Source organism: Qipengyuania sp. NPDC077563, assembly GCF_044901345.1.
Classification (GTDB): domain Bacteria; phylum Pseudomonadota; class Alphaproteobacteria; order Sphingomonadales; family Sphingomonadaceae; genus Qipengyuania; species Qipengyuania aestuarii.
This window is the reverse complement of record NZ_JBJDPC010000001.1, coordinates 207726-220670: the sequence shown is the minus strand read 5'-3', so window position 1 is coordinate 220670 and position 12945 is coordinate 207726. Positions and strand designations below refer to the sequence as shown.

Below are 12945 nucleotides of genomic sequence, written 5' to 3'. Positions count from 1 at the left end.
AAGGTCATCTCGCTCGCCGGACAGCGGCGCGCGGCGAATCCCATCTTGTGCTAGACAATTATAATGAGGGTCTCACGCCTCCCGCAATGACACGGCGTTGGATTCGAGCCTGATTAAAGTAAACATTTGCTTGCATTCGCTTCGGCGGTTTGGGACTTCGGATATCGAATGATCGGAATGCCATCATACCACGCTCTGGCCGCAATGGGCGTGACTGTCGCGATGTTCATCGCCTTTGCTCGCGGACGCATGTCGATCGAGATTATCTCGCTGCTGACAATCGCCGTTATCGCGGTCGGACTGTACTTTTTCCCGCTTGATGGACAATCGCCCACGGATGGTCTTGCCATCGCTTTCGGCGGTTTCGGCCATTACGCGCTAATCACGATCTGCGCCCTGATGATCTTGGGCCGAGGGCTGATCGTGACCGGCGCACTCGATCCGGCCGCTCGCTTTTTGGAACGAGTGTTCAAGTTCAACGTGCACGCCGGGCTGCTGCTGTCCCTATTTCTCGCCTTCTTTCTTTCGATGTTCGTCAACAATACGCCTGTGCTGGTGCTGTTGATCCCCATCTTCGTTACGCTTGCGGCGCGCGGAGCCATGCCGGCTTCGAAAACCCTTATGCCTCTCAATGCCGCGTCGCTGATCGGCGGACTGGCCACGACCATCGGGACCTCCACCAATATTCTGGTCGTCTCGATCGCCGTGGACCTGGGGATGCCGATGATGAGCGTCTTCCATTACACCCCGATCGTCTTGGGAGCGGCGGTGGTGGCGCTGCCGTATTTGTGGCTGGTCATGCCCCGAATGTTGGGAGATAATCGTGTCGAACAGACGCTGGAGCAGCGGCGGTTCCACACGCGCCTCCGCGTCACTGAAGACAGCCTCCTGAACGGACGAGAGCTTTCGCAAATCACGTCGCGCCTTCCGGCAGGTATCGAATTTCACGATTTGAAGCCCGGGCTTTTCCGACCGGGGCAAAGGCTGCGGGTCTCGGGCACCCATGTCGCCATTGAAGAAGCCATCGACGTCTTGCGCGGTGAAGCTGCGCCCGGCTGGGTGCTGGAGCGTATCCAGCGGCAGCACGGTGAAACTGGCGACGATATTCAAGTCGTCGAGATGACGGTGACGGCGGATAGCCGTCTCTCCGGTCGCACGCTTCCCACATCGGGCATTGCCGATCTTTATGGGGTCGCGGTGGTCGGCATTCATCGGCCCGATACGCTGATCGGCCAGAAGGATGAATTCAGCGACGTCGGGGACATGCGCATCCGCGAGGGCGATGTCCTGTTGGTGATGGGGCTTCAGCAAGATTTAGAAGCCTTTGCCAATGGCGACAGCTTGCTGCAGCTCGAGGGTAAGCGTGAATTGCCGCGGCGCTCCAAGGCCTGGCTTGCGGCGGGTATTATGGCCGGTTCGGTCGCTCTTGCGTCCTTCGGTTTTCTGCCCATCGCTATCGCCGCGCTGGGCGGGGCAATTCTGATGTTCGTGACCGGCTGCGTGAAGTTCGACCGGGTCGGGCGCGCGCTTTCCGCGCAGGTCATCGTGCTGGTAGCCGCCAGTATCGCCATCGGCCGCATAATCGATGAGAGTGGCGCGGCAGCTTGGCTGGGAGAAGCCTTGTCCTATGGCCTTCAGTATCTGCAGCCCGCCTTCGTGCTTGCAGCCATCATGATCTTCGTCACTTTCCTAACCAATTTTGCCTCCAATGCCACGGCTGCAACGGTGGGGACGCCGATCGCCTTTGCCATTGCTTCGCAGCTGGGCCTCCCGGCCGAACCGCTGGTGCTGGCCGTCCTGTTCGGCTGCAATCTCTCCTACGCCACTCCGATTGCCTATCAGACGAACATGCTGATCATGGCGGAAGGAAGCTATCAGTTCGGGGATTACGTTAAGACCGGGGTGCCGCTCGTAATAATTATGGTGGCAGCGCTCTCAATCGGTCTGGTCCTGAGTTACAGCCTCTAGCGCGCTTTCCTAATCGCTTTGGCTCTGCCAGTCTTCGGGATCGAGAGGTGGCGGTTTTGGGCGGGACGATTCCTTCTTCAGGACCGTGCTCCATGTGTTCCATCCTGTAGGAGTTTCCCAGGGCATGTCCTATTTACGTACCTCATTGCTCGCGGCCGCCTGTGCCACGATTGCTGTCACTTCTCCTGCCGCCGCGCAGGACCTCCGCGCCTCTCTGAATGACGACATGCCGGAATTGATGGAGCTATACCGCGATCTCCATGCCAATCCGGAGCTGAGTTTCGAAGAGCATGAGACTGCGGCGAAGCTCGCCAAACGGATGCGTGCTCTCGGCTTCGAGGTTACCGAGGGTGTGGGGCAGACTGGCGTCGTTTCGGTCATGAAGAACGGAGACGGCCCGACCGTCCTTTTGCGCGCCGATATGGACGGACTGCCGGTGGTCGAGCAAACCGGGCTGCCCTATGCGAGTACGGTCACCGCCACTCCGGCAAGCGGTGTCACGACCGGCGTTATGCATGCCTGCGGCCATGATACGCATATGGCGGGCTTCATCGGAGCGGCCCAGCTTCTGGCCGAACGCAAGGACGACTGGCAGGGTACGCTGGTCATGGTACTCCAGCCTGCAGAGGAACTTGGACTAGGCGCGCTAGCCATGCTTGAAGACGGGCTCTACACCCGTTTTCCCAAACCCGATTATGCGCTTGCCTTTCACGACGCAGCCGCTCCTCTTCCGGCAGGGACGATCGGCTACACCTCCGGCTATGCGTTGGCGAATGTCGATAGCGTCGACATTCACGTGAAGGGCGTTGGTGGTCATGGCGCCTATCCTCACACGACCCGCGATCCTATCGTACTCGCAAGCGCAATCGTGATGAAGCTGCAAACGGTGGTAAGCCGCAATTCATCGCCATTGGACCCCGCCGTCATCACCGTCGGTAGCTTCCATTCGGGCGCGAAGCACAACATCATCTCGGACGAAGCCAAACTTCAGCTTACCGTGCGCAGCTATTCGGACGAGAGCCGGAAGCTGCTGCTGGACGGGATCCGCCGCGTCGCCAGAGGTGAGGCGATAACTGCAGGGCTGCCGGAAGAACTTTACCCCGTGGTCACGGTAGAAGATCCCTATACGCCCTCGACCTTCAATGATCCTGATTTCACCGAACGAATGGCGGCAAGTTTCCGCGAAAGGTTCGGTGAAGAAGCGGTCGTTTCGACACCAGCCGTCATGGGCGGCGAGGACTTCAGTCAATTCCGGCGTGCTGCCCCGGAAGATGTGAAAAGCATGATCTTCTGGATCAGCGGTACGCCGGCTGAAATGCTGACTGCCCTGAAGGATGACGGGCAGGCCTTGCCGTCGTTGCATTCGCCATTCTGGGCTCCCGATGCGGAATCCGTGGTGCGCACCGGCGCCGAGGCTCTCGCTAGCGCTGCACTCGACCTGATGCCGGCACAGGGCGGCTAAGACTTGCGAAAATGACGGCCGCCGGAGCGTTTGGGGGTAGCTCCGGCGGCCGCTTCTCCTCCCCAGGAGAACTTGTTCTGGGCTTTCGTTAAATCAGCCGTCCGAGGGGACGTAGGTGCCGAGGCGGTGATGCAAGGCGTTGATTTTCGCCAGCTCCTCGCGGTCTTCGGTCTGGCGGGCGTAGCTGGTCAGAGCGGTGCGCAGCAGGCGGAAGTCGGCGGTCGAGAACAGGGCGCGTGCACGGCCGGGCTCAGTCTTTGGGGTGTCTTCGGTCATCGTAGTCATCCTCTTCTCTCCGTTAGGCTGCAGCGAACTGATTCATTGTATTGTCCTTGCCGCCGGCCTTGAGGGCCGCTTCGCCGGCAAAGTATTCCTTATGGTCATCGCCGATATCGCTGCCAGCCATGTTCTGGTGCTTGACGCACGCGATACCCTGGCGGATTTCTTCACGCTGCACATTCTTGACGTAGCCAAGCATGCCCGCATCACCGAAGTATTCCTTCGCGAGATTGTCCGTGCTCAGCGCCGCCGTGTGGTAGGTCGGCAGGGTGATCAGATGGTGGAAAATGCCAGCTTCCCGCGCTGCATCCTTCTGAAAGGTGCGGATCCGCTCGTCCGCTTCCTGAGCCAGCTCGGTACCGTCGTAATCCACGCTCATCAGCTTCGCGCGGTCGAAGCCCGACACGTCCTTGCCTTCTGCTTCCCAGGCATCGAACACTTGCTGGCGGAAATTGAGAGTCCAGTTGAAGCTGGGCGAGTTGTTGTAGACCAGCTTGGCATTGGGGATCACTTCGCGGATGCGGTTCACCATGCCGCCGATCTGGCCGATGTGCGGCTTCTCGGTCTCGATCCACAGCAGGTCTGCGCCGTTTTGGAGCGCAGTGATGCAGTCGAGCACGCAGCGGTCCTCGCCCGTTCCGGCGCGGAACTGGTAGAGATTGCTGGGCAGGCGCTTGGGCGCCAGTAGCTTGCCGTCGCGGCTGATGAAGACTTGGCCGTTCGTCACGTTTGCCGGATCGACCTCGTCGCAATCGAGGAAGGCATTGTACTGGTCGCCCAGGTCGCCCGGCTCGTTCGAGAAGGCGATCTGCTTGGTCAGACCAGCGCCGAGGCTGTCGGTGCGGGCCACAATGATGCCATCGGGCACGCCAAGTTCAAGAAAGGCATAGCGGATCGCGCGGATCTTCTGCAGGAAGTCTTCATGCGGGACGGTAACCTTACCATCCTGATGGCCACACTGCTTCTCGTCCGAGACCTGGTTTTCAATCTGCAGCGCGCAGGCGCCAGCCTCGATCATTTTTTTGGCGAGCAAATAGGTTGCCTCGGCATTTCCGAACCCCGCATCGATATCGGCGATGACCGGCACAACATGGGTCTGGTGCTCGTCGATCTCCTTGAGCAGGCGATGGGTCGCAACCGCATCGCCCTTTTCCTTGGCGTCATCAAGTTCGCGGAACAGTCCGCCCAGCTCACGTGCGTCGGCTTGCTTCAAGAAGGTATAGAGTTCTTCGATCAATGCGGGAACGCTGGTCTTCTCGTGCATCGACTGATCGGGCAGGGGCCCGAATTCGCTGCGCAACGCGGCAACCATCCAACCCGAAAGATAGAGATAGCGGCGCTTGGTACTGCCGAAATGCTTCTTGATCGATATCATCTTCTGCTGAGCGATAAAGCCGTGCCAGCAGCCGAGCGACTGGGTGTAGTTCGCCGGATCGGCGTCATAAGCCTCCATGTCCTCACGCATGATTTTCGCCGTGTAGCGCGCGATATCGAGGCCAGTGGGGAAACGGTTCTGGACAGCCATCCGCGCTGCGCTGGCAGCATCGATGGCAGCCCAGCTGTCGCCATTCTGGGCGATGGTCTCGTTCATCTTCGCAATGTGGCTCTGGTAGGTCATGGTCATCTCCTGTCCGTAAGGCCCGGATGGTGCGGGCTGTTGCAGCGGTAATGGACCTAGCCAGGAGGTTTGTGCAGAGAAATTTACAAAATATCTTGTGAGATAATGCGCTTTCCGTCTATTTGACCTGTAAATATGTAAAGGAATTTACAAATGGCTGATGATGCCGTGCGCGCCGGCCCCGCCATCAAGCGGCTGCGAAAACGAGATAATCTGACTCAGGCGGCAATGGCCGCGCGTCTGTCCATCTCCGCCAGCTATCTTAATCTGATCGAGCGCAACCAGCGCCCCATAAGCGCGCGCGTCGTCATGGCTCTCGTCGAGCAGTTCGATTTCGACCCGCGCTCGATGCGCGAGGACGAGGCTATTGGCGGGCTCGAAGGCCTTGCCAGGCGGTTCGCCGACGAACGCTTCGCCGATCTCCACATCGACCGCGAGGAACTGGACGAGTTTCTGTCCGCCTCCCCACAGGTCGCGGCGGCCTTTGCGCGGCTTTATGATAAGGCGGGACCGGCAGCGGACACGCCCGACGACCCGCTGGACGCTTCGCGCCGCGAGATCGAAAGGTGGCGCAACCACTTCGCGGATCTCGATCACGCTGCAGAGGGCTTAGCCGATGAAATGCGGCTGTCGCGAGGCGATATCGGTCTTGCGCTTACGGAGCGCCTGCGCGAGCGGCATCAGTTGTCGGTCCGTATTCTTCCACGCGAAGTTCTGCCTGAAAGCCTCAGCCGTCTCGATCTACATGCCCGGCAGGTACAGCTTTCGGAGATGCTGGGGCCGGCTTCACGTAACTTTCAGTTGGCTCTTAAAATCGCACAATTGGAAAAACAGGACGAAATCGTCTCCGTGGCTCAAGGGGCTTCATTCGAGAACGAAGCTGCTCGTGCCTTTTTTAAACGACACCTCGACGGTTACTTCGCGGCTGCCTTGTTAATGCCCTACGGTCGCTTCCTGCGCGCCTGCGAGGGAACGGGATACGACCTTCCCGTGATTGAGCGTCGGTTTTCAGTTAGCTTCGAGCAACTGGCCCACCGTCTCACAACGTTGCAGCGAGTGGGACAGAGAGGATTGCCGTTCTTCATGATCCGGCTGGACCGGGCAGGGCAGTTTTCCAAGAGCTTCATGGGGGCCAGCACCGCTCGCTTTGCCGCAGAGGAAGTATCTTGTCCATTATGGGATGCCCACCGCGCATTCGAGCGTGGCGGCGAATTGCTTACCCAGTATGTCAGCCTTGATGATACGGTAGAAGGCCAAGGCGGCTGGCTTACTATGATGCGCAGTGTGGAGGGGAGCGGGGCTCCTGGCCAGGCGCGCTTCGTCGTGGCCGTGGGCGTCGAGGCCGTTCTTGCAACCGAATTGGCGCAGGCCAGAGGCCTTTCGCTGCGCTCCGCCGATGCCCAGCCGATAGGGCCAGGTTGCGCGCGATGCTATCGACTGGGCTGTCCCCAGCGATCGTTGCCGCCTCGGGGGCGCAAGCTGCACTTCGACCGGATGCGGCGAGGCACCACGCCGTTCGAATTCGGTGAGCGCTGATAATCGCGTTAACCCTCTTTGTCCGGAACCGGCTGAACGATTGCCGCGTTTTCGTCATAATTCAGATTCGAGGAAGGCAATGCAATGACTGAAGAACGGATTACTGAGACGACTGACAGAGCCGGCAATACTCATACTACACACACGGTCGTGACCGATGGGGAAGGCCGCAAAAGCAGCGGGACTTCCTGGGGTTTGCTGATCATCCTTGCAGTAGTCGCAATTGCAGCAGTGCTTATTTTTTCGCAGATGAGTGGGGCTGAAGTTGCCAAGGATAACGCTGTCGCAGGTGCGGCAGATCAGGTCGGCGAGGCAGCAGGACAGGTCGGAGATGCCGCACAAAACGCCGGTAATGCTGTGCAGGACGCAGTTGAAAACTAAAACATTCACTCCAGCGAATTGAGGAGATGTGACGCCTGCGCAGTTGGGCGTCACTTTTTACTTAGAACAAAGTGTAAAGTTTACCGACAATTCAGAATTTATCAGCCATAACCCGTTCTGTCGTTGAGAAAGACAAATGGGATATGCCGGTCAAATGTCCGTAGCCAAAATGATTGAGCCGAAAGCTCTTTCCTGATGGATTGGCTGGGGTATATATCCTTTTTTTCTTACTGCGTGGGGTCACTAACGGCCGGAATCTGTGCGGTCTGGATTGCCCGGTTTGGCCAGCCCAGACGATCCGATAGGTTTTCTGCAGTTATCGCGCTTGTTTTGACGGCGATCTGGTGCGCCGCTTCTGCCAGCGTGGATCCGTACCATCCCGTAACAAAGATTGCGGAAATTGGCGTCAATCTGGCGTGGATTTTCACGCTTCTGCAGCATTTCAGAATTGATGGACGCGATGAAAGTGTCCACATGGTTCGGCCAGTCGCCGTGGCGCTCGCATTCTCCGAGATTTTACAGGTAATCTTCGTTTCGCTCGATTATCATATCGCGGCTGTTTCGGGGATGGCGCCGATCTCTTCGGAGACGCCGGCATTGCTTCGAATGCTGACTGCCGTGGGCGCCTTGGTCTTGGTGCATAATCTCTGCGTCGGTGCATCGCCGCAATCACGCCAGGCCTTGCGCTGGAATGCGGCAGCAATGGCGGGATTCTGGATCTTCACCCTGAATTTGCATAATTTGGCTTGGCTCAGCGGTTCTTTTCCTCCCGAACTCATGGCGGTCCGCGGTATAGCAGTTGCATTTGTCGCCCTGCTTCTCGTTGCTGGGTACAGTCGGAAAGATGTAGGGCTGACTTTCAGTCCATCTCGCACTGCTACCTTCCGCTTTCTCTCCTTGGTTGCGATCGGTTTTTATTTAGGGGTCATGCTCCTTCTTGCGAGCTGGCTAAATCTTCTCGAGGGCAACGGCCGAAATTTAACGAAGCTTGGCTTACTTGTTGCCGCAGGCGCTTTGGCACTTATCTGGCTGCCGTCCGAGAAACTGCGCGGCTGGGTAAAAGTCACTGCGCTCAAGCATCTTTTCAAATATCGCTACGATTATCGCAGCGAATGGATTCGTTTTACCCACACGATCGGCCGCGCAACGCCCGGCGAGAGGCCTCTGCAAGAACGGGCAGTGAAAGCACTTGCCGAAATTACGGAAAGTCCTTCCGGCGTTTTGCTTTTGAGTAACGATGACGGCTGCTTGCAGAATGGGGGGCATTGGCGATGGGGTGATCTGGATATTCCACCCAAACCAATTTCCCCCGAGCTTGCGCGGATTTTTGAGCAAACCGGTTTAATTCTCGATCTCGATGAGATTCGTGAAGGTATTCAGCATCACGGAGAGCTCCCTTATCTTCCCGGGTGGATGCTAGATGATCTCAAGATTTGGGCCGTTGTCCCGCTCCTGCATTTTGAGCGTCTCGTCGGGGCCGTGGTCCTTTCGCGTCCCTTGGTCGACCGAAAGCTTGACTGGGAAGATTTCGACTTGCTTGGCGTGGTAGGGCAGCAATTGGCGAGCTATCTCTCCGAGCAAGCGGGCCAAGAAGCATTGTCGGAAGCGAACAGATTCGATGAATTCAATCGGCGAATGGCGTTCGTCATGCATGACATAAAGAATTTGTCGAGCCAGATGTCCCTCCTGCTGCGAAATGCGGAGAAACATGCTGACAAGCCGGAATTTCGGAAGGATATGCTTGTTACTCTGCGCAACAGCGCTGACAAGCTGAATACCATGCTTGCACGTCTTGGGCGTTACGGTACCGGCGGACAGGAAAAAATTCGTGCCTTTGATATCACAGGTCATGCCGGTGCGTTAGTTGAACGCTATTCGAACCTTCACAATGTCTCCTTGCTGCGATCGGAAGCCGTGCAGGTGAGCGGACGTCCCGAGAGTTTTGAGCAGGCTTTGGCCCATATCATCCAGAACGCCATCGATGCCAGCGATCCAGAATGTGCTGTAACGTTGGAGATTTTCAGTGATGGTCTATTCGGTGTAGTTCAGGTGGCCGATAGCGGGGAGGGTATGAGCCCAAGCTTCGTGCGCAATGGACTTTTTACGCCGTTCGTATCCTCCAAGGAGGGAGGCTTTGGCATCGGTGCTTACGAGGCTCGCGAAATGATCCGTTCCATGGGTGGGCGACTCGATGTTGAATCGCGGGAAGGCCTCGGCACACGGTTCACCATCAGCCTGCCGCTCGTATCTGCACACACTCTTTTAAGTACAACGACCATGAAGCGAAAGGAGGCCGCGTGATGGCAGGAGGCAAGCCGAGACTCCTCATCGTTGAAGATGATGAAGGCCTCCAGGCTCAGCTGAAATGGGCCTATGACGATTACGAGGTAATTATAGCCGGTAATAGGGATCAGGCGCTGGCTGCTCTGCGTAGCGAAGAGCCTGCCGTTGTTACGCTGGATCTCGGCCTGCCACCTGATCCGGACGGGACGAGCGAGGGCCTAGCTGTTCTTGATGCGATTATGGCGATGAAGCCCGATACAAAGGTGGTAGTCGCTTCTGGCCACGGTGCGCGTGAAAGTGCGTTGCAGGCAATCGAGCGGGGAGCCTACGATTTCTATCAGAAGCCCGTGGACATTGAGAAACTAGGTTTGATTGTCGGTCGGGCGGTGAAGCTCGGCCAGATCGAGAAAGAGAACCGGCGCCTTTCCGCAAAGGTTGGCGAAGAAAAGACGGTTCTCGGTAATATGATTACCGCGGCACCCGAAATGGCCAAGGTCGCTCGTACGATTGAACGAGTGGCTTCGACCAACATCTCAGTCATGCTGCTAGGAGCAAGCGGCACAGGAAAGGAATTGCTCGCCAGAGGATTGCATGAGGCGAGCGACCGCCGAAGCGGTGCGTTCATTGCAATCAACTGCGCTGCAATTCCTGAAAACCTGCTTGAAAGCGAACTTTTCGGCCATGAGAAGGGGGCATTTACAGGCGCGGTAAAGACCACCGAGGGCAAAATTGAGATGGCCAACGGCGGCACTCTCTTCCTAGACGAAGTCGGTGACATTCCACTGACGCTTCAAGTGAAATTGCTGAGGTTTCTCCAAGAAAGGGTCATAGAGCGGATTGGCGGCCGCAAAGAGATCGCGGTCAACACCCGGATAGTCTGCGCGACCCACCAAAATCTGGAAGAAATGATTGGTGTAGGGGCTTTCCGCGAGGACCTGTTTTACCGGTTGGCTGAGGTGGTGATCAGAGTGCCTTCTTTGGCAGAACGCCCGGGTGATAGCATTCTTTTGGCGAAACATTTTCTTACCCGCTTCGCACGGGATATGAATCCGCAAGTAAAAGGTTTTGCTCCCGACGCGCTGGCAGCAATCGATAATTGGCAGTGGCCAGGCAATGTGCGCGAGCTGGAAAACAGAGTGAAGCGTGCTGTCATTATGGCTGAGAGTAAACTCGTTGGCGCAGGAGATCTGGATCTTGCAGAGGAAAGCGAGAATGAAAGTCTTGCTCTGAATCTCAAGCACGCACGAGAGGCGGCTGATCGGCGGATGATCCGCCAAGCGATGGCTCGTAGCCAAGGCAATATATCCATGACGGCCAAGCTATTGGGTATAAGCAGGCCAACTCTCTACGACTTGTTGAAACAGTACGATTTGCAGGACTGACAGGATAAAGGATCGCGGCTAGGCGCTAACCATGGCGCTGCGCACACTCATATCCGATCCGATGCTTCGTATGTTAGCGGCCGCGGTCGCGCTGGCCGCTTTAGTGCCGGCTGCCGGGCACGCGCGGGAATTTGTGCAGTGGTCCGCAAACGGCGGCATATTCCTTCTTTTCCTGCTTAATGGGATGCGGATCACCCGCAGCGAAGTTCTGGCTGGGGCAGCCAATTTTAGGTTTCTTGGCCCGCTAGTGCTTTGGAGTTTCGGGGCCATGGCACTCCTTGGGCTAGGCTTTTCCATAGCAGCCCCGTCAAGCGTTCCACCCTTGGTAGCAATCGGCTTTCTCTACCTAGGTGTCCTTCCGACAACGGTACAGTCGTCCACATCCTACAGTTCGCTTGCTGAGGGAAATGTGGCGCTCTCTGTCATTGCTGCGGCAATCTTGAGCATCCTCGGAGTTTTTATCAGCGTTCCCCTCTTCGTCGCTCTGGGTGGCACGGGCGAAGGTGCAATCGGAAGCGATGCCATCATCAAGATTATGCTGATCCTTATCGTCCCTTTCGCCATCGGCCAGATCGTGCAAAATCGTACAGACGCGTTCATCGCGACCCACAAAGCGAAGATTATTTGGCTCGACCGCGGTGTGATCGCGCTGGCTGTTTATGTGGCGTTTTCCGGTGCGGTCGTGCAAGGCATCTGGACGCGTATTGACCCGCAAGGCTGGCTCTGGACGATAGGCATGGTTCTGGCGCTAATCCTTGTTGCGCATTTGGGTGCATGGCTCGCTGCACGAAGCCTCGGCCTGCAGGTAAAAGATAGTATTTCGTTTCTTTTCGCAGGTGGACAAAAATCCGCCGCCATCGGTGCCCCGTTGGCAACCATTCTTTTTAAGCCATCGACGGCAGGATTCATCGTCCTCCCGCTATTGCTCTATCACCTCTTCCAACTCGTACTCGCAGCTCCGCTTGCTAGTCGGCTGAAGTCGTTGCCTCGTCCGGATAGCGGCGATTATATCTGACCGACCACAGGAAGCTGAGACCAATCAAAACCGCTCCCAATAGGCCGGTGACCGTCTCAGGAATGTGATAGCGCGCCGACAGTAACATGATCATGCCCAGTACGATGATCGCCCAGAATGCGCCGTGCTCGAGGTAGCGATACTGGGCGAGAGTTCCCGTTTTCACGAGGTGGATGGTCATGGAGCGCACGAACATGGCCCCGACCGACAATCCCAAAGCGATGATTATCATATTGTTGGAGAGAGCAAATGCGCCGATTACGCCATCGAAGCTAAAGCTCGCATCAAGCACCTCAAGATAGAGAAAACCGCCCAGGCCAGATTTAACGATCTCTCCAACAGCCTTCTTCCTGGCCTCTCGCTCCTCGATTATCGCTGCTATCGCATGGACTGCTATGAACGTCACTAAACCAAGAATTGCCGCAGTGAGGAATGTCACATCGTCAGCTGCGGGTAGGAGAGTCGATACAAAATAGACCAGCAGCAGGACCAAGCCGATTTCGACGGCGGGAACATTTGAGAACTTGTTGATCGTTTGCTCAACGATACGGATCCAGTGTACTTCCTTTTCATTGTCGAAAAAGAAAGTCAGACCAACCATCGCGAGAAATGCGCCGCCGAATCCGGCGATGCCAACGTGAGCATCGGACACAATTCTTTCGTACTCAGCGGGATTGTTCAGAGACAGGTCGATCGCTTCTAGCGGCCCGACTTGGGCTGCGATAGCAACAATAGCGATCGGGAATACAATCCTCATTCCGAATACCGCAATCAGGATGCCAATTGTAAGAAAACGTTTTTGCCAGACCGGATCCATGTCTCGCAGCACGGTCGCATTCACTACAGCATTATCGAAGCTTAGTGAGACTTCGAGGATGGAAAGAACAAGCACAATCCACAAAATCCCGAGCGTGGCAGTGAGTGAGCCGGTGCTAGACCAACCGTACCACGCAGCCAGCGCGAAGCAGATCGCGGTGAACACAAAGGAAAAGGTGTAATATTCACGGATTGTTTTCATGTG

Annotated in this window: 10 protein-coding genes; 7 read left to right on the top strand and 3 right to left on the bottom strand. The window is 56.8% G+C overall.

Annotated elements, in window-relative coordinates; genetic code table 11:
- The first annotated feature begins 168 nt into the window (after window positions 1-168).
- On the top strand, window positions 169-1968 hold the full coding sequence (locus ACI2I1_RS01080; protein WP_224811820.1) for an SLC13 family permease: 1800 nt from the start codon (window positions 169-171) through the stop codon (window positions 1966-1968).
- A 124-nt stretch (window positions 1969-2092) separates the two neighbouring features.
- On the top strand, window positions 2093-3430 hold the full coding sequence (locus ACI2I1_RS01075) for an amidohydrolase (RefSeq protein ID WP_221543095.1): 1338 nt from the start codon (window positions 2093-2095) through the stop codon (window positions 3428-3430).
- A 93-nt stretch (window positions 3431-3523) separates the two neighbouring features.
- On the opposite strand, the gene ACI2I1_RS01070 is transcribed toward ACI2I1_RS01075, so the two are convergent.
- Entirely contained in the window at window positions 3524-3706 is a 183-nt protein-coding gene (locus ACI2I1_RS01070; protein ID WP_006832439.1) for a hypothetical protein, read from the bottom strand.
- 22 nt (window positions 3707-3728) lie between these two features.
- Window positions 3729-5327 (bottom strand): isocitrate lyase, encoded by a 1599-nt coding sequence (locus tag ACI2I1_RS01065; protein ID WP_404677560.1) that lies wholly within the window; start codon window positions 5325-5327, stop codon window positions 3729-3731.
- 153 nt (window positions 5328-5480) lie between these two features.
- Here ACI2I1_RS01065 and ACI2I1_RS01060 point away from each other — a divergent pair, with 153 nt between their 5' ends.
- The 5 genes from ACI2I1_RS01060 (at window position 5481) to ACI2I1_RS01040 (ending at window position 11924) form a co-directional block, all read left to right on the top strand.
- Window positions 5481-6863: a short-chain fatty acyl-CoA regulator family protein gene (locus ACI2I1_RS01060; RefSeq protein WP_404677559.1), complete on the top strand. Its 1383-nt coding sequence runs from the start codon at window positions 5481-5483 to the stop codon at window positions 6861-6863.
- Between the two features lie 84 nt (window positions 6864-6947).
- Window positions 6948-7244, top strand: coding sequence for a hypothetical protein (locus ACI2I1_RS01055; RefSeq protein WP_224811816.1), 297 nt, complete (start codon window positions 6948-6950; stop codon window positions 7242-7244).
- Between the two features lie 195 nt (window positions 7245-7439).
- Window positions 7440-9545, top strand: a complete 2106-nt coding sequence (gene prsK, locus ACI2I1_RS01050) for an XrtA/PEP-CTERM system histidine kinase PrsK (protein WP_404677558.1) — start codon at window positions 7440-7442, stop codon at window positions 9543-9545.
- Window positions 9545-10909 (top strand): PEP-CTERM-box response regulator transcription factor, encoded by a 1365-nt coding sequence (prsR, locus tag ACI2I1_RS01045; RefSeq protein WP_404677557.1) that lies wholly within the window; start codon window positions 9545-9547, stop codon window positions 10907-10909. The genes prsK and prsR overlap by 1 nt, the downstream gene beginning before the upstream one ends.
- Window positions 10910-10940: 31 nt before the next feature.
- The gene (locus ACI2I1_RS01040) at window positions 10941-11924 is read left to right on the top strand and encodes a bile acid:sodium symporter family protein (protein WP_404677556.1); all 984 of its coding nucleotides are present in this window, start codon (window positions 10941-10943) and stop codon (window positions 11922-11924) included.
- Here the strand turns inward: ACI2I1_RS01040 and ACI2I1_RS01035 are convergent.
- Window positions 11875-12942 (bottom strand): DUF475 domain-containing protein, encoded by a 1068-nt coding sequence (locus ACI2I1_RS01035; RefSeq protein ID WP_404677555.1) that lies wholly within the window; start codon window positions 12940-12942, stop codon window positions 11875-11877. The genes ACI2I1_RS01040 and ACI2I1_RS01035 overlap by 50 nt on opposite strands.
- Window positions 12943-12945: the final 3 nt, after the last annotated feature.

What these genes read in the sequence shown, in the direction of transcription:
- ACI2I1_RS01080 (WP_224811820.1), top strand. Translation starts at nt 169, where the DNA reads ATGATCGGAATGCCATCATACCACGCTCTGGCCGCAATGGGCGTGACT.
- ACI2I1_RS01075 (WP_221543095.1), top strand. Translation starts at nt 2,093, where the DNA reads ATGTCCTATTTACGTACCTCATTGCTCGCGGCCGCCTGTGCCACGATT.
- ACI2I1_RS01070 (WP_006832439.1), bottom strand. Translation starts at nt 3,706, where the DNA reads ATGACCGAAGACACCCCAAAGACTGAGCCCGGCCGTGCACGCGCCCTG.
- ACI2I1_RS01065 (WP_404677560.1), bottom strand. Translation starts at nt 5,327, where the DNA reads ATGACCTACCAGAGCCACATTGCGAAGATGAACGAGACCATCGCCCAG.
- ACI2I1_RS01060 (WP_404677559.1), top strand. Translation starts at nt 5,481, where the DNA reads ATGGCTGATGATGCCGTGCGCGCCGGCCCCGCCATCAAGCGGCTGCGA.
- ACI2I1_RS01055 (WP_224811816.1), top strand. Translation starts at nt 6,948, where the DNA reads ATGACTGAAGAACGGATTACTGAGACGACTGACAGAGCCGGCAATACT.
- prsK (WP_404677558.1), top strand. Translation starts at nt 7,440, where the DNA reads ATGGATTGGCTGGGGTATATATCCTTTTTTTCTTACTGCGTGGGGTCA.
- prsR (WP_404677557.1), top strand. Translation starts at nt 9,545, where the DNA reads ATGGCAGGAGGCAAGCCGAGACTCCTCATCGTTGAAGATGATGAAGGC.
- ACI2I1_RS01040 (WP_404677556.1), top strand. Translation starts at nt 10,941, where the DNA reads ATGGCGCTGCGCACACTCATATCCGATCCGATGCTTCGTATGTTAGCG.
- ACI2I1_RS01035 (WP_404677555.1), bottom strand. Translation starts at nt 12,942, where the DNA reads ATGAAAACAATCCGTGAATATTACACCTTTTCCTTTGTGTTCACCGCG.